This is a genomic window from Microcoleus sp. K1-B1 (assembly GCF_036704705.1).
Taxonomy (GTDB): Bacteria; Cyanobacteriota; Cyanobacteriia; order Cyanobacteriales; family Microcoleaceae; genus Microcoleus.
On record NZ_JAUBSH010000021.1, the window covers coordinates 55,741 to 71,542 of the forward strand.

The window sequence follows — 15,802 nt, forward strand, 5'->3', positions numbered from 1 at the left end:
CTATCTCAGCAAAAGAGAGACTGATTGTAGACTCTTTTATTTTAGCTTAATTGTGCCGATTTTTACTGCTGCTACCGTCGCCAAACCCACCTATTAAACTTCAAAATCAGTTACAATATCTGAGATAAAAACTTGCGGGTGCGTTCTTCCTTCGGGTTCTGAAAAAACTCTTCCGGCTGCGCTTCTTCCACTAAAACACCGCCATCCATCAATACAATGCGATCGGCAACTTCGCGCGCAAACCCGACTTCGTGAGTCACCACTACCATGGTAATTCCCGTTTGAGCCAAATTTCGCATTACATCTAAAACTTCCCGCACCATCTCCGGGTCTAATGCTGATGTCGGTTCATCAAACAGCATTATTTTAGGCTGCATTGCTAGAGAACGTGCAATAGCGACCCGCTGCTGTTGTCCTCCAGACAACTGTCCGGGATATTTTTTTGCTTGTTCCAAAATTCCCACTCTTTCTAACAGTTGCATTGCCACTTCTTCAGCTTTTTTCTTCGGCCAGCGGCGCACCCATACTGGGGCTAGCATGACATTTTCCAAGACTGATAAGTGGGGAAACAGGTTGAATTGCTGAAACACCATTCCTACTTCGCGGCGAATTGTCTCGATGTTGCGTAAGTCGTGGGAAAGTTCGATTCCGTCGATCGTAATTTTACCTTGTTGGTATTCTTCTAAGGCGTTGAAGGTGCGAATAAACGTCGATTTTCCCGAACCAGAGGGCCCCATCACGACAACGACTTCACCTCGGTTTACGGTCATGCTAACGCCGCGCAGTACGTGAAATTGTCCGTACCATTTGTGGACGTTTTCTGCTACGATTACTCTTTCTGGGCTTGTTTGCTGAGTTTCCATAATTTTTTTACTTTTTAACCGCAGATGGAGGCTGATGAACGCTGATGAAAGTAGATGAGTTTTTAGCGCTGACCTACTCCTAAAGTTCGCTCTATTTTGCGGCTGGCTAGGGACATTGAGTAGCAGAATATCCAATAAATGATGCCGACGAATATGTAAACTTCGGCGTATCTGCCGATATAGGATGGATTTGCTAAAACTGCGCGGGATATTCCGATTAATTCTAACATTCCGAATAGAGATAGCAGGGAGGTATCCATGAATAATCCGATGAATTGACCGCCGATCGCAGGAATGACTATTCGCAGTGCTTGAGGCAGTACAATTAGAATTGTGAGTAGGGGTGTATTGAGTCCGATCGACCTCGCTGCTTCTATTTGTCCCCTGGGTACGGCCTGCAAGCCACCGCGCACGTTTTCTGCCAAGTATGCCGCACTAAATAACGTTAATCCAGCAATGGCTCTTATTACTCTATCCAATTTGGGATATTCGGGCGGTAGGAATAATTGCAGCATTACTTGACCTAAAAATAAAATGCCAATTAATGGTAAACCGCGAATAATTTCAATGTATAATGTTGATAACAATCTCACAACAGGTAAAGAACTTTGTCTGCCGAGTGCTAGCAATACTCCTAAAGGAAAGGAAAGCACAATACTAATAACTGCTAAAAACAGTGTCAATACTAAACCGCCCCAATCATTTGTTGACACTTCTGTCAAACCCAACCCCCCTTTAATTAGCCACAAAATTATCGGGAAGGAAATAGCCCAAACTGCCGGCATCCAGCCCATAATTTTTGGGTTAATTTGCCTTCCGATGGCATAGCTGGCGGCGGCTGCGATAATAATTCCTAAGAGGTAGAAGCGAGAGGTTAGGTCGATCGGCGAAATGACCGCACCCACAACCGCAGCACCGAGTATAATTAGTAAAGGCGGATTCCAAAGACGTTCTTGCCGCTGAATGTTTCCCCAAGTTAATCCTCCCAACAAGGCGATTATGGCCGTTACTATCCACAGCCGCCAGTACGATTCGCTGGGAAATCTGCCGGCGAAAAATAGCGGCAAGTTAGCTTCTAATACGCGCCATTGAGCTTTTGTTGTTGCCCAAACGATAATTCCTTTAATAGTTTGGAAGGCGATAATTAGGCAAACTACTGTCAGAATGCTGTTGTACCAGGTACTAAATAAATTTTTGCGCGCCCAATTCCAAGGGGTAGGCGATTCGGTGGCTGGGGGCGGTAATACAGGGATAGTTTCCATATTTTAGATTTTAGATTGCTTGCTGAATTGCACTTGCTAATATTCCTAATATTTTATTGACATCTATTAGGTAATATTCGGTAAAGTCAACTTCAATGATTTGTTCTTTGAGTCTTAAAAATCTCCAGGTTTGACCGCTAGTAACAGCCCCATAAATTATTGTGGCATTTTTGTTGCCTTCGCATTCATTAAATATTCTAGCTGCCAACATTTCTGCGACGCATGGCCCCAAGCCTGCATTAATATCTTCGTTTTGTGCTTCTACGATAGCAACTACAGGTGCGGTAAGAATTAATAAGTGTGAAGAACGACTAATCAAAAAATCGCAATTTCCATTTAATCCTTTTTCGGCATCAACTGTAAAATCTATTCCACAAAAAATACCAATTTGATGGTTGAACAGTTTTCTAAGTTCTATTAAAATCGGTGCGGTAATCATGGACGATCGAGATTTGTCCGTATTGCTGCTTAAGGCTATGGGTACGTTCTCTTTTAGAACTTCTACAAGCAAGGAACTTGGTTCTAATTCGGCCACAGTAGCGAACAGATCGATTCGATCGCAAATCGTCAAACCGAAATTTTTTGTTACTGTTTTTAAGTTAAAATCTTTGTAAGTCATTTCAACTTTAGTTCGAGATATTATAACTTAACTTCTGACCTCGCTATCAACTGTCAACTGTTGTTTACCTTTCCTTGATTTGTACAGTTTTATTGTACCAATTCATGAACAGAGAAACTATCAAACTAATTGTTAGATATGTTACCATGATAATTAACATTGCTTCGATCGCCCGACCGGTCTGATTCAACGTCGGAGAGCCCACAACAAAATAAACGTCGGGATAAGCAACCGCAACCGCTAAACTCGAATTCTTAGCTAAATTCAGATACTGACTGGTTAAAGGAGGCACAATCACCCGCAAAGCTTGCGGCAAAATTACCATCCGCATCATGGTTCCAGACTTTAGCCCCAAAGACTTTCCCGCTTCCCACTGGCCTTTCGATACTGACTGAATTCCGGCCCGGACAATTTCTGCAATGTAACTGCCAGTATACAAGCTGAGTCCTGTCACCAATGCTGCAAATTCTGGAGTTAATTTTAATCCTCCTTCGAGTTGCAATGCTGGTGTCAGGCGGGGGAAATCTAGACGAAAAGGCAGATTTTTGGTAATAATCCAAGCTAAGATTGCACTTAGCCCGATCGCACCTACAGCCCAAAACAACTGTCTTCCCGGCTTAGCTTCTTCCAACATCACCCGCGCCCGCCACATCCACAGCCCCGCCGCCGCCAAAACTCCGATAGTTAGCAAAATCACCCAAATCTCAAAACCCGGCAAAGCCACAGGCCAAGGTACACCAATGCCGCGATTTGTCAAGTAAATCGGCCCCCTCATCTGCTGATTGTCTTCGAGTTTTGGCAGGGAAATGAAAACTGCAAAATACCAGAAAAATAATTGCAGCAATAACGGCGTATTTCGCAAAATTTCCACATACAAACCAGCCAAATGCCGCAGCAGCCAATTGTCGGAAAGACGCGCAATTCCAACCGTCAAACCCGCAACTGTTGCGAAAATAATGCCGAGACCCATTACCCGCAGCGAGTTGATTAAACCGACAAAATATGCTTGTCTGTAACTGTTTTCGGGAGTGTAGGGAATCACGCTTTCGCCGATGTCAAAGGATGCTTGGGAATTGAGAAAATCAAATCCAAATGCAATCCCCAGTTGCGAGTAATTGGCACTGAGATTGTCCCAGAGAATCGCGATAACAACTATTACTAAAATTAGGGCGATCGCCTGTCCGGCTATTTTCCAGAAGCGATCGTCCCGCAGCAGTTTTGATATATCTTTAAATTTGGGCGATTTCTGCGATTTGCCCGGTTGAGGTTCTGGATTCATAACTTAAATTATATTTGATAAATCTGCTGGCAAATCCAAGCTAGATTGAGCTTTGGTGCGTGATATCGTTTCCGGTAGCATCGGAATGATTTAACCGCAGAGGGCGCAGAGAACGCAGAGGGAGAGAATACAGAGATGAATACAGGACGATGCAACCGGATTTGATATGACTTGATAGTTACTCGATTGGCGATCGGGATTTTTAAAGTCACGCACCCTACATAGCTTTGGTGCGTGACAGTTAACAGTTAACAGTCAACAGTCAACAGTTAACAGTCAACAGTCAACAGTCAACAGTCAACAGTCAACAGTCAACAGTCAACAGTCAACAGTTAACTAAAATTAGCGGAACGGCGGCGAGTAAAGCAAACCGCCATCTTTCCAAAGTCTGTTTTGACCCCGTTCTAACTTGAGTATACTTTTGGGGCCGAGGTTGCGATCGTACATTTCCCCGTAATTCCCCACTTTCTTAATAACGCGGACGGCGTAGTCGTTCGGGAGTCCGAAACCTTTACCTAAATCTCCTTCTGTTCCTAGCAAACGTTTGACGTTTGGGTCTGTAGTGCTTGCCACAATTTTGTCTACATTTCCTGAATTAATTCCCAAATCTTCAGCTTCAATCGCCGCAAAAACGATCCATCTCACCGCGTCAGACCATTTAGGATCGCCGCTTTTCACCGCTGGGGCTAACGGTTCTTTTGACATCACGATCGGCAAAACCACATTATTCTCGGAATTCGGCAAAGTTGTCCGCTTCGAGACTAGCTGCGATCGATCGGCAGTAACACCTTGACAGCGACCTTCTTGATAAGTAGCAAAGGTAGCATTCACATCTTCAAACACCACAGGAGTGTATTTAATTCCTAATTTTCGCATTTGGTCGGACAAATTTTGTTCAGTGCTCGTACCTGTCTGCACGCAGATAGATTTGCCCGCAAAATCTTTTAAACTTTTGATGCCGCTGTCTTTTTTGACCATGATGCTTTGAGAGTCATAAAAGATCACCGGGCCAAATTCCAGTCCGGTAGTGGTGTCGCGACTCGCGGTGTAGGTGGTATTTCGGCTGAGAATGTCGATTTCTCCCGCCTGCAAAACTGTAAATCTATCTTTAGCGTTGAGTTTTCGGTACTCGACTTTTTCGGGATCGTCAAATATTGCCGCCGCGACAGCCCTGCACACATCCACATCCAGTCCCGAATATTTGCCTTTTTCGTCTACAAAGCTAAAACCCGGTAGTTCGCCGCTGACGCCACAAATCAGTTTGCCGCGGCTGACAATTGTATCTATCCGGCTGGAACCTTGTTGCGAGTTGCCGCCTGCTGCAGTTGTTGCTGTTGTTTGTCCGGTTTGTGCCGATCGATCCCTACAAGACGCCAACGGTGCCACAAATAACACACTTGCTAGTAGCAGAAATCCCCATTTACGCATAGATTTTAGTACAACGCTTTCCTGACAATCCTACCTTGTAGCTGTCAGAACTGTGGCGATCGGCTATCTACACAGCTTCCGGTTTCAAATTAGCCGTTCTGCATCCGGTGCTGCACAGCGGCAAGTGCACCGACTACCCGCCTGTTTTTTTTTGAGCAAGCTGGGAGTCCAAAGTTAGAAACCCGGTTTCTGGCTGGAGGTGTGGTCGTCAAACCTCAGATTTATCCCTGAAACCCGGTTTCTTTTCTGCTATTTCTGCCCAGCGCGAGCGATCGTCGCCCTTCCCTGGAATATTTATCCGATTTTGATTGAATCCGCTCACAGTAGCTCTGGTGCCAGCCGCTGCTCAGCTAAATCGCGGATTAGGCACAGCCGAGACTGGATGTATTCGTCCAACAAATCTGCTTCTTTGCCATTGAGCGCAGAGTTTGTCTTTAACTGTTTCAGCAGCCACTGTACCAGGGTGGCATCGTCTAAATTGACTAACAGAGTAGCTTGGGTGGTCTCAATTAATGACCAGAGTTGGCGTAACATGACTGGAGTCATAAAACCTCGTTGAGCGTAAATACGCACTAATGGGCGGGCATAGCGAAAAGCTGGTCTTGGTGTCTCAAGCCGATAGACGAAAAGCACCCTCATGTCCATCGGCTTAATGATTATTTTATATTTGACCACAATAACTTAAGACAGTAGTGTCACAAGTTACAACACACAAGATGTTATAAGAGTTCCCAATTCCTTCACATTGAGATAAACATCTTGATAAAAGATTAAAAATCTTTACACGCGCTCGCTCGCGAGGGCTGCCAAGAGCTGTCCGCGATCGGGCTCCACGGGCCCGGTTCAAAAGAAAATTGATTGATTACTCAGTAGCCACCAACTTTTCAACCCCCGCCAGAATTATTTCTAATTCAGCGATGATTTTTGTAGCCCCCTCCAAATCATTTGATTCGGCCAGACTTTGAAGCTGATCTGCCATATTGGGCATTAACCGCACCGCCGCCGTAGCGCTGACACCTTTAATTTGATGAGCGTGGCGCGCCAGTGCCTCCATATCTCCAGAGGCGATCGCCTCCTTAGCAGCTTCTAAATAACTACCAGTATCAACCACAAAAGTTTGCAGTATTTCCCGCTCAAACTCTAAATCAGCGCCCGAAATTTCGTGCAAACGTGCCATATCGACTACCGATTCGATATCGGTTTCAGAACTTTGAAGTTCCTCCCCATTAAACTTGGCAGTTTCAATTTTTAGCTTGGCCGACCAATTTTCTAGTACCGATTTTAACTTTTCGATCGAAATAGGTTTGCTAATATAATCGTCCATGCCCGCCGCCAGACACTTTTCCCGATCGCCCTTCAAAGCATTCGCCGTCATCGCAATCACCACCGTCTTTTGATGCGGCTCCATCTTCCCAGCAGCATCTGCCGCTTCCCGGCGGCGCAATTCCAGCGTTGCTTCATAACCATCCAAAACCGGCATCTGACAGTCCATCAACACAATGTCATACTTTTTCAGAGCAACCATAGATAGCGCCTCTACACCGTTATTCGCGACATCCGCAGTGCATCCCAAAACTCTGAGTTGATTGAGACCAACTTTTTGATTGATTGGAGTATCTTCAACTAATAAAATCTTTAAACTTGCTAACTCCCGGTTGTCAATAGCTGAGGCTCGATTGGAAGTTGAATTGGCCAGCGGCTCATCAATCAGCGTCATCGGGGCGATCGCATTCGCCAAGCAATCAAATAGTCGGTGAGCTTTAACAGGTTTAGTTAAATACCCGCTAAAACCGCTATCTACCAAGCGTTTCGCCTCTGCAAGCTGATTCATTGAAGTCAGCACCACCCACTTTGTCTGCTGCATTGCCGGCTCAGAAATCCTCAAGCGTTCGAGACTTCCCGCCACCATTTCCGGCAACTGAATATCAACCAAAACGATATCGTAAGGGGAATTAAGGCTGACAGCTTTATACAGAGATGCGATCGTCATCCAACCGTTCTCAACCTCCTCAACTTCCATTCCCCACAAAACAGCCATTCTCACTAGCACTTTTCGTACTGTCGGCTTGTCGCTGGCAACTAACATTTTTCGCCCCGCCAGTACCGTTTCAAAATTCACTTCGCACGCTGTCCCGACAGCAGTTAAATTTTCCTTAACTGTCGGCACAGTAAACCAAAAAGTCGAGCCTTGGCCAGGGGTACTTTCCACACCGATTTGCCCACCCATTAACTCCACCAACTCCTTAGAAATAGCCAGCCCCAAACCAGTACCACCGTATTTTCTTGTCGTAGAGGCATCAACTTGAGTAAAAGATTGAAACAGCTTCTTTTTGTCTTCGGGAGCAATCCCAATTCCTGTATCTGTGACTTTAAACAGCAGGAGCATCGAGTCATTATTTTCTATTTTTACCGATTCTATATTTTCTAAAATTTTCTGATTATCGCTGGCTGCTAACAACCCAGGATTACTAGCATTAGCCACCTCAATTACCACTTCTCCTGCTTCTGTAAACTTAATAGCATTGTTGATCAAATTAGTGAGTATTTGCCGCAACCGCGCTGCATCACCTTTAATTTGCAGTGGCACGTCGCTGTCAATCAGTGCCACCACTTCTATACCTTTTTCTTGTGCGGGAGTTGCCAACAAATCCAGCACTTCATTCATACAGATACTGAGGTTAAATTCTAGTATTTCTAAGCGCATTTCTCCGGCTTCCAGTTTGGAGAGATCTAGAATATCGTTAATGATGGAGAGTAAATTTTGACCGCTGAGTTTCAGCGTCTGTACAAAGTCAAGCTGTTCGGGAGTAAGATTCGTTTTCAGCAGCAAATCAGTCATCCCCATCACTCCATTCATCGGAGTACGGATTTCGTGACTCATATTTGCTAAAAATAGCGACTTCATTCGAGACGCTTCCAGGGCTGCTTCACGGGCCTGCTGCGCTTGTTCAAAAAGAGTAGATTGCTGAATGGCGATCGCCAACTGCACGCTCAACCTTCCCAGCAAATCCACCTCAGAATCAGTCCAAACGCGCGGAGATCTGCACTGATGGGCAATCAGCAACCCCCACAAGCGATGTTGACTCGTTTCCAAACTCCTTCCCGGCGGACTCATTTTAGTTTCCGGCGAGTATTCTGTTGCCAACTCCTGACTTTCATCGCCTATAAAAATTGGTACAACTAAATTAGCCCTTACCTGCAAACTAGCAAGTAAATCTCGGTGTGTTTCACTCAAACTGGCAGTATAAATATCAGCCATTGCTTGAATTTGTCCTGCACTGTACAGGGATACATAACTTTCCCCAAAGGATGTCATTGGAACTTCTCTGCCCAGCAGTGGCATCCAATCATCCCCTACAGATTCCACAACAACCAGCGCTGTTTCCTCGGACTCAAAACGATAAATTACCGTGCGATCAGTTGCCAGCAACTGCCGCACTTCTTGTACAGCAGTGCTCAGAGTTTGAGTCAGGTTGAGAGACTGCCGGACTCGCTGGGCGATCGCCGAAACCAGGCGTTCTTGTTCTGCTTGTTCCCGCAGCATTCTCTCAGCTTGCTTGCGTTCGGTGACATCGCGAATTACCGCAGCAAAGCACAGCGGTTCGGTGGTTTGAGGGTGCTTGACCAGAAAAGCATTCATCACAACATCAATGGGTTGTCCGGTTCCCAAGTGCTGCATTTGACCTTCGCCTTGCCACTGGCCATGACTGATAATTGTTGGTAAAATCTCTTGACTGAATTTCTGTTGAAAATAGGGCCCAATATAATCCCAGATCTCCCTATAAAGCACTGCCGAAAGATTCTCTACACCCACCAGTTTTCGTCCGGCTTCGTTGACAAACAGCGTTTTGCCTTTCAGGGTAGCCATACTGATAAAATCGCTGCTGTTTTCAATCAGCGACACAAATTTTTGCCGTTCTTCTTCTCCTTTTTTGCGTTCGGTAATGTCGCGCTTGACGCAGACATGACAAATTACATCGTCGGCGTTGTTAATCACAGAGTATGCCGCAACGTCGATCGCCAGCGTCTGGCCTTTTTTAGTGCAGTTAGTAATTTCGCCCCGAAAACTTCCTGTTGTCGCTAAACTTTGGGCAATTGCCGAAAAGCGCTCCCCCGCAACCAGGGGCGACGCTTCTGCTTCTAATTCGGCGTCTGTGTATCCTAGAAGCGTTTGGTGAGCGAGATTTTGTTCGAGGAAAAACCCGTCAGCATCGATAATGACGATCGCATCGTTGGAGTTTAAAAATATTTCTCGGTAAAGTTTTAGTTTTTCCTCAGCTCGCTTGCGTTCGGTGATGTCTCTTTTGACACTTACATAACAAACGACATCCCCAGCATCATTTAAAACCGCAAAAGCCGAAACCTCCACCTCAACTGTTCCTTCTTCCACAGCCTTAATACAGGTCATTTCGCCTCGGTAACTCCCTGTTTCTGCCAAGCTTTGCATTACCGAGGCAAATCCCTGTTCTCCCATGTGAGTTGCAGGCGTTTTTCCCCACAATTTAGACGAACTGTAGCCCAGCAAAGCCGTGTGAGCTTGATTTGTTTCTAAGTAATAGCCTTGGGGGTCTAAGATCGCGATCGCATCGTTGGATTTCAAAAAGATTTGTTGATAAAGTTGCAGCTTCAGTTCAGCTTGTTTCCGGGCGCTAATATCCGTGAATAAGCCGTAGTAAACTATCTCCCCCGATGCTTGAAATTCTGGCTGGGAAGCTCCTTGCACCCATTTAAGTTTTCCTGACGGAGTGACAATTCTTCCTTCCCACCGCCAAGGCTGCAAATTTTCAGCAGAAAGCGTCACCGAGTTAAGAAAATCATCTCGATCTTCGGGATGAACCATGTCAACAATTACATTAAAATCCTGCTGAGCAGCCTCTGGTTCTATTTCATACAATTCTCGGCAGCCCGCGCTCACAAACGAGAAGGCCATCGAGCCATCTGGATGTAAGTCAATTTGATATACCGTACCCGGTACGCTAGCAGTAATTTTTTGCAGTTTGGCTTGGCTTTGATTCCTGGCTTCCTCTGTGGCCTGCAATTGACCAATCTCTCTAGAAAAACCCAAAACCCCAAATATATTACCATCTGCATCGCATAGCGGCAGTTTTTGCGTATCAAAGACGTACTGTTTTCCGCCTTCAAAGACGATCGCCTGGTAGGGATTGCGAACCCTCTCCCCGGCCAGCACAGCTCGATCTTCCTCGCGGATGCCCCTAATTTGGCCGTTGCGATCGCCAAATACTAATTCTGCTGAAAACCCTAATTCAATATCATCTTTGCCGATAATTTCCTCAACATTTTTCCCCACATATTCAGCAAAACTTTGATTAACAAAAATGTATCTAAAATTTCTATTTTTAGCAAAAACTCTGTCCGCCGCCGCGTCCATTACAGCCCGCAACAATAGTTCTTGACTTTCCGCATCCAGAGCAAAATTATTTTGAAGTTTATCCTTGACGCGAACCGTTTTAGCTGCTAAGATATTTAACTGTTTTGCACAAATTTGAGCGACAGTGTGGAGCAAACAAAGGTGTTCCATATTAAAAGCAGTTGCCTGCTCTGCACCAATGAAAAATACTCCCAACAATTCTTCACTTTCATCCAGGTTGGCTGGTGCCATCAAGACCGACTGAAACTGAGCAATTGGTGGCGGAGCGATGTTGTGCGCCCAGTCCCGATTGCCGGCGAGCCATTCAGCGCGAGCAGCCTGCAAGCGCTCTTCAATTTCGGCTGTGGCGCTAGCAGTTAAGGGCTGTAAGTGTTCCAGGTATAGTCGATCGTCAGGTAGCGTCAAAATGGCGATCGCCTCTGTGGCAATCAGGCGATCGAGATATGCCCGACACGCAGAGCAAATTTCATCAGCACTGAGACTGGCTTGAACTTTTGCAGTAAGTTCGTTGAGAACTTGCAGTTCCAAGGTACGCTGGCGGACTTTTGCTTTGAGGCTGGCGGCTAGGATTTGCATAGTGCTCACCACACTGGTTTGCTTATATTATAATTATTGATTTTCAAATTTTTGTAAACAATCATCTTAAAATATATCCGACGAAAAGACAACGGTTTTATATTGAAATTACCTTCAACCGATAAAAAAAAAGCGTGCGATCGGAAGCCAAGCGGCACCGCAAAGCACCTGCTTGGCTCCCGCAGCCAGATTAGACGGCGAAATTATCCCATTAAAATCACATTATCGATGACGTGGATGACGCCGTTATCAGCTTCGATATCCGCAGCGACAACTGTAGCATTTTTCACCTCAAAACCGTCAGAACAATCAATTTTAATCGGCGAACCTTCCAAGGAAGTAACAAAACCGAGTTTTGCCAAATCAGCTTTCATAAACTTGCCCGATACGACATGAAACATCAAAATCCTAGTCAGTTGGGGAACGTTCTGCACTAAGGTTGTGATAGTTCCCGGTGGCAATTTGGCAAAAGCATCGTCATTGGGTGCAAAGACAGTAAAAGGGCCCGGACTTTTGAGCGCATCTACTAAATTAGCTACTTGCACCGCCGTTACCAGGGTTTGAAACGAACCCGCACCTACGGCAATATCAACAATATCAGGCATTGTGTTTTACCTCATCTGGGAAAAAAGTTCTATTAAGTATCGTAAACTGAGGCGGGCAACAATACCTACAGTCTTTTTTGAAAAATTGGTAATTCTTTTGTAGTGAGGACTTCAATCCTTAGATTTTTGATGAGGACTGAAGTCCTCACTACAAACCTAATAATATAGGACTTACATATGGGGCTTCAGAAACCTGCTTTTTTACTAAAATACTTCGTTAAAACCCGCAGATTAGGTCAAAAGCCCAGTTCCGAGGAGTCGGAGTGCGTAAGTCCTGTAATAGTTATTTGACCAGCCAGATATAATATTACTAACCGCTTGGCAATTTATTTTACGGCGCGGTGCTTTTAAATTGCTACAAGACTGCTGGTGCTTGTGATACCAAAACCTCTGTTTCTAAATCTGCTACTTCAGCATTTAGGTTTTCTCCCTTGTGAATGCTAAAACTGCCGTACAAAATTGAAATTTCAAAAATGTCTGTAGTAATCACCGCAGGCTTGCGGTGTTCTGGTTCGCCCAAAGAAATTCCGAAGAATTCAGCTTCCAGTTCGCCAACTGCCTCTTCATCGTGTACAGTCCAACTGATATCGCGACAGTCTTTGAATGCCAGGATATAAGGCAATCTTTCTTCTGGATTGTAGACGCATTCAATTAATACTTCGTTTCCCCATAAAGATAGGTTAACTTTTGTGATTAAAGATGTAAAAACACCCAATCCAAGCAAGTTATAGTCATCCTTCCAATCACTCATTTAATTTTTCTCCCGTATTGTGAGTACCTGGAATTAAATTACCCAATTTATCTCTCGTCCGCAATAAATTACCATCTCTATCGAGACGGAAACCTTTGTTGATATTTCTTCCATCTGATCCATATTTCGGTGCAGGCGTTCTAATCACTTCACCGTTAGGACGGATCATTACTGTTGACTTATCAAAAAATTTATATGCAACATAACCATCTCTAGTAGTTCTGATTTCTGCACCCAATCCGCGCAAAAAGTCATCGACTTCTTGGCGAGTCATTCCGGTTAAGTCTCCAAACTCAGATGCAATTCCATTTCCTCCAACTCCCTGACTCGGCACGCAAGTCTCCTCACAAACCATTGCGTTTTCTAGTTTAGCACAGTTGGAAACTGGGAAAAATAAAGTTCGGCAACGAGCAATGTACGGGATGTAACGGATAAATGGAAGAAGGAAGATGGCAGATGGAAGAAGTAAGAACGAAGAAGGAAGATGGCAGAATCATGCCTCAAACTCACAATTACCAATTACCAAAACAAAGAGGGCGCGCACCGCACGCCCTCTCAGCAATTAGCCAACAATTATTTATTAGCCGATTTGAACTTTAACAACGCGGTTCTTTTCCGCTTCCGCTTTGGGCAAATTCAGGTGCAAAACTCCATTTTTGTACTCAGCTTCTACGCTGTCATTTTGAACCCGTGCGGGTAGGGGAATCACCCGGCGGAACGAACCGTAGCGGAACTCAGAGCGAGTCATGCCTTTATCTTCACTCTTAGTTTCCAGACGGCGTTCGCCGCTAATAGCAACAGCTTCTGCGGTTACTTGTACGTCCAAATCCTTAGCTTCCATGCCCGGAACTTCTAATTTAAGGTGGATGGCTTCGGGAGTTTCATCGAGTTCGGCGGGGGGTACAAAAGCAACACCGTTAGATGCGCGATCGGTGGCCGGTGTCAAGCTATCAAACAACCGATTCATTTCTCGTTGCAAGGAGTCCATTTCCCGCAAAGGTTCCCAACGAATAAGTGCCATAACTAATACCTCGACTATCTGAATTTTTTAGGGTTGAGAAACACTTGACTCAACCTGTATTTAATATATTCCAGCTCCATAAACTGGGGGATTCGGTTTTCCGCAAAAATGGCGATCGCATTTCCGAACATTCGCGATCGGTATTGTAAAATCATCCCAGGTGCGGGTATCCGATCCAACCCGAACCCAGCAATTTTAGATTTTAGATTCGAGCGAGGAATTCGCATCTAAAATCTAAAATCGAAGGTTCGATTAACTCCACCGCGAATGCTGATAAGAAGCGTAGGTATCAAACAAAGCACCCACCAAACTAAAAGTTAGGCCGATCACGAAAAAACCCTGGAGGGGACAGCCGCTGCCGAAAGTAGCTAAGAACTGCAAAATCAGGTCTTCTCCAGAACGACCAACTCCTTGGAGAGCAGGCACGAAGCCAATCAGCGAAAAGCTAGTCAATCCCGCGCCGATTAACAATAAGGGGGCGACAAAGCTCAACAGGCTGGTCAGCAGTACAGAGCGAAGAAAATTGGGAAAAATGCTCATAAGAGTCAGTAAATTCAGCTAAACTGCCGAAAGGTACAAGCAAACAAAACTTGTCCTTTTCTACGATAGGCAGCGATCGCCCTCCGTGGCCGGTTCTGTCAGAAATCTTAAATGTTATAGAAAAAACTTGTTTAAGATTTGTAGATAGATTTCATTTTTGGCAGTTGTTCTACACTCGAAATCCCCTTGAGCACCACTACATCTTCCAGCCTCAGTTTGTGGAGTCGGCGGTTGCTGGCAGCAGCTTTATTGGGCGGCCAAGTTATGCTGCACTTGCTGAAGGGCAAAATTCACCGCCGCAACACCCTCGACCAAATGGCAGCAGTCGGCCCGGAATCTCTGCTGATTGCTTTGCTGACTGCGGGTTTTGTCGGCATGGTATTTACTATTCAAGTAGCGAGGGAGTTTATTAACCTCGGTGCCGGCAATGTCGTCGGTGGCGTTTTAGCTTTGTCTTTGGCGCGCGAACTCGGCCCCGTCTTAACAGCCGTAATCGTGACGGGACGAGTAGGTTCGGCTTTTGCAGCGGAAATCGGCACAATGCAGGTAACAGAACAGATAGATGCCCTGCTGATGCTCAGAACAGACCCGATCGACTATTTAGTAATTCCCCGCGTCCTGGCTTGCTGCTTGATGCTGCCAATTTTAACCATCATGTGTCTCGTCACCGGCATCCTCGGCGGACTGCTGATTGCTACGACGATGTACGGCATCTCTCAAAGCGTGTTTTTAGAATCAGTCCGCAATTTCCTGAGTCTGTGGGATATTTGCAGCGCGGCAATTAAGGCTGTTGTATTCGGTGGTTTAATTGCTGTAATCGGCACTAGCTGGGGCTTGACCACCACCGGCGGGGCAAAAGGCGTGGGCCAATCGACTACCACAGCGGTAGTGACGGCTTTGCTGGCTATTTTTATCTTTAACTTTTTCATGACTTGGCTGATGTTTCAGGGGACTGGCTCTAGCGTACTCAAAGGCCTGTAAGCTAGGAAACAGATAAAATATGAATAATTGGCAACATTAGTTTACTACCCTTGATTTAAACCCGTGAGTACAACTGCCTCTTCAACTGCGCCGACAAGTACGATCGAACTCGCCCCGAGTTATGCCATTCCCCTAGTCCTGGTACTGGCGGCCCTACCGCTGCTGTTCGTGCAGAAGTGGGTGAGTTTGCCACTTTCGCTGTTCGGCTTGTTTCTGATGTACCAAGCCGCCACCCTCCGGCTACAATTTACCCCAACCGATTTGGACATTTATCGATCGTCCAACTTAATCCGCCGCTTTCCTTACCGAGAATGGCAAAATTGGCGGATATTTTGGCCCGCAGTGCCGATTTTGTTCTATTTCAAAGAAATTAACAGCATTCACTTTCTGCCGGTTCTGTTCGATCGTAAAATGCTACAGACCTGCTTAGAACAGCGCTGTCCCCGTCAAGACTAAAAAAGTTGTTAATTTTTAATTTTTAACTTTTC

At 45.4% G+C, this 15,802-nt stretch carries 15 protein-coding genes; 3 read left to right on the forward strand and 12 right to left on the reverse strand.

The window, feature by feature from the left end; translation table 11 throughout:
- Positions 1 to 110 precede the first annotated feature (110 nt).
- The 10 genes from QUA83_RS10590 to QUA83_RS10635 all read right to left on the reverse strand — a co-directional run bounded on the left by QUA83_RS10590 (position 111) and on the right by QUA83_RS10635 (position 13,127).
- Positions 111 to 863 carry an amino acid ABC transporter ATP-binding protein gene (locus tag QUA83_RS10590; RefSeq protein WP_333293080.1) on the reverse strand — a complete coding sequence of 251 codons (753 nt, stop codon included), beginning with the start codon at positions 861 to 863 and terminating at the stop codon, positions 111 to 113.
- A gap of 62 nt (positions 864 to 925) precedes the next feature.
- A complete protein-coding gene (locus QUA83_RS10595; protein WP_333293082.1) occupies positions 926 to 2,125 on the reverse strand; it encodes an amino acid ABC transporter permease in 1,200 nt (399 codons plus the stop codon).
- 10 nt (positions 2,126 to 2,135) lie between these two features.
- Positions 2,136 to 2,744 carry a hypothetical protein gene (locus QUA83_RS10600; protein WP_333293084.1) on the reverse strand — a complete coding sequence of 203 codons (609 nt, stop codon included), beginning with the start codon at positions 2,742 to 2,744 and terminating at the stop codon, positions 2,136 to 2,138.
- 64 nt (positions 2,745 to 2,808) lie between these two features.
- Positions 2,809 to 4,023 carry an ABC transporter permease subunit gene (locus QUA83_RS10605; RefSeq protein WP_333293086.1) on the reverse strand — a complete coding sequence of 405 codons (1,215 nt, stop codon included), beginning with the start codon at positions 4,021 to 4,023 and terminating at the stop codon, positions 2,809 to 2,811.
- A gap of 342 nt (positions 4,024 to 4,365) precedes the next feature.
- Positions 4,366 to 5,451 (reverse strand): amino acid ABC transporter substrate-binding protein, encoded by a 1,086-nt coding sequence (locus QUA83_RS10610; RefSeq protein WP_333293088.1) that lies wholly within the window; start codon positions 5,449 to 5,451, stop codon positions 4,366 to 4,368.
- Between the two features lie 318 nt (positions 5,452 to 5,769).
- On the reverse strand, positions 5,770 to 5,997 hold the full coding sequence (locus QUA83_RS10615) for a hypothetical protein (RefSeq protein ID WP_333293090.1): 228 nt from the start codon (positions 5,995 to 5,997) through the stop codon (positions 5,770 to 5,772).
- Between the two features lie 316 nt (positions 5,998 to 6,313).
- On the reverse strand, positions 6,314 to 11,416 hold the full coding sequence (locus QUA83_RS10620; RefSeq protein WP_333293092.1) for a PAS domain S-box protein: 5,103 nt from the start codon (positions 11,414 to 11,416) through the stop codon (positions 6,314 to 6,316).
- Positions 11,417 to 11,619: 203 nt separating this feature from the next.
- The gene (locus QUA83_RS10625) at positions 11,620 to 12,021 is read right to left on the reverse strand and encodes a fasciclin domain-containing protein (RefSeq protein WP_015178455.1); all 402 of its coding nucleotides are present in this window, start codon (positions 12,019 to 12,021) and stop codon (positions 11,620 to 11,622) included.
- Between the two features lie 355 nt (positions 12,022 to 12,376).
- Complete coding sequence (locus QUA83_RS10630; protein ID WP_333293094.1) at positions 12,377 to 12,772, reverse strand: hypothetical protein; 396 nt, start codon at positions 12,770 to 12,772, stop codon at positions 12,377 to 12,379.
- Positions 12,765 to 13,127: a hypothetical protein gene (locus tag QUA83_RS10635; protein ID WP_333293096.1), complete on the reverse strand. Its 363-nt coding sequence runs from the start codon at positions 13,125 to 13,127 to the stop codon at positions 12,765 to 12,767. The genes QUA83_RS10630 and QUA83_RS10635 overlap by 8 nt, the downstream gene beginning before the upstream one ends.
- 80 nt (positions 13,128 to 13,207) lie before the next feature.
- Here QUA83_RS10635 and QUA83_RS10640 point away from each other — a divergent pair, with 80 nt between their 5' ends.
- Positions 13,208 to 13,372: a hypothetical protein gene (locus tag QUA83_RS10640; RefSeq protein WP_333293098.1), complete on the forward strand. Its 165-nt coding sequence runs from the start codon at positions 13,208 to 13,210 to the stop codon at positions 13,370 to 13,372.
- On the opposite strand, the gene QUA83_RS10645 is transcribed toward QUA83_RS10640, so the two are convergent.
- Together QUA83_RS10645 and QUA83_RS10650 are read right to left on the reverse strand one after the other, a co-directional pair.
- Entirely contained in the window at positions 13,353 to 13,793 is a 441-nt protein-coding gene (locus QUA83_RS10645) for an Hsp20/alpha crystallin family protein (protein WP_333058031.1), read from the reverse strand. The genes QUA83_RS10640 and QUA83_RS10645 overlap by 20 nt on opposite strands.
- A gap of 252 nt (positions 13,794 to 14,045) precedes the next feature.
- Positions 14,046 to 14,333: a hypothetical protein gene (locus tag QUA83_RS10650; protein ID WP_333226997.1), complete on the reverse strand. Its 288-nt coding sequence runs from the start codon at positions 14,331 to 14,333 to the stop codon at positions 14,046 to 14,048.
- A 186-nt stretch (positions 14,334 to 14,519) separates the two neighbouring features.
- Between QUA83_RS10650 and QUA83_RS10655 the strand changes: the two genes are divergently transcribed.
- Together QUA83_RS10655 and QUA83_RS10660 are read left to right on the forward strand one after the other, a co-directional pair.
- The gene (locus tag QUA83_RS10655) at positions 14,520 to 15,314 is read left to right on the forward strand and encodes an MlaE family lipid ABC transporter permease subunit (RefSeq protein WP_333293100.1); all 795 of its coding nucleotides are present in this window, start codon (positions 14,520 to 14,522) and stop codon (positions 15,312 to 15,314) included.
- 63 nt (positions 15,315 to 15,377) lie between these two features.
- The gene (locus QUA83_RS10660; RefSeq protein ID WP_333293102.1) at positions 15,378 to 15,770 is read left to right on the forward strand and encodes a DUF3119 family protein; all 393 of its coding nucleotides are present in this window, start codon (positions 15,378 to 15,380) and stop codon (positions 15,768 to 15,770) included.
- Positions 15,771 to 15,802 lie beyond the last annotated feature (32 nt).

Coding starts and splice junctions, on each gene's coding strand:
- QUA83_RS10590 (WP_333293080.1), bottom strand. CDS start 863: ATGGAAACTCAGCAAACAAGCCCAGAAAGAGTAATCGTAGCAGAAAAC.
- QUA83_RS10595 (WP_333293082.1), bottom strand. CDS start 2,125: ATGGAAACTATCCCTGTATTACCGCCCCCAGCCACCGAATCGCCTACC.
- QUA83_RS10600 (WP_333293084.1), bottom strand. CDS start 2,744: ATGACTTACAAAGATTTTAACTTAAAAACAGTAACAAAAAATTTCGGT.
- QUA83_RS10605 (WP_333293086.1), bottom strand. CDS start 4,023: ATGAATCCAGAACCTCAACCGGGCAAATCGCAGAAATCGCCCAAATTT.
- QUA83_RS10610 (WP_333293088.1), bottom strand. CDS start 5,451: ATGCGTAAATGGGGATTTCTGCTACTAGCAAGTGTGTTATTTGTGGCA.
- QUA83_RS10615 (WP_333293090.1), bottom strand. CDS start 5,997: ATGACTCCAGTCATGTTACGCCAACTCTGGTCATTAATTGAGACCACC.
- QUA83_RS10620 (WP_333293092.1), bottom strand. CDS start 11,416: ATGCAAATCCTAGCCGCCAGCCTCAAAGCAAAAGTCCGCCAGCGTACC.
- QUA83_RS10625 (WP_015178455.1), bottom strand. CDS start 12,021: ATGCCTGATATTGTTGATATTGCCGTAGGTGCGGGTTCGTTTCAAACC.
- QUA83_RS10630 (WP_333293094.1), bottom strand. CDS start 12,772: ATGAGTGATTGGAAGGATGACTATAACTTGCTTGGATTGGGTGTTTTT.
- QUA83_RS10635 (WP_333293096.1), bottom strand. CDS start 13,127: ATGGTTTGTGAGGAGACTTGCGTGCCGAGTCAGGGAGTTGGAGGAAAT.
- QUA83_RS10640 (WP_333293098.1), top strand. CDS start 13,208: ATGGAAGAAGGAAGATGGCAGATGGAAGAAGTAAGAACGAAGAAGGAA.
- QUA83_RS10645 (WP_333058031.1), bottom strand. CDS start 13,793: ATGGCACTTATTCGTTGGGAACCTTTGCGGGAAATGGACTCCTTGCAA.
- QUA83_RS10650 (WP_333226997.1), bottom strand. CDS start 14,333: ATGAGCATTTTTCCCAATTTTCTTCGCTCTGTACTGCTGACCAGCCTG.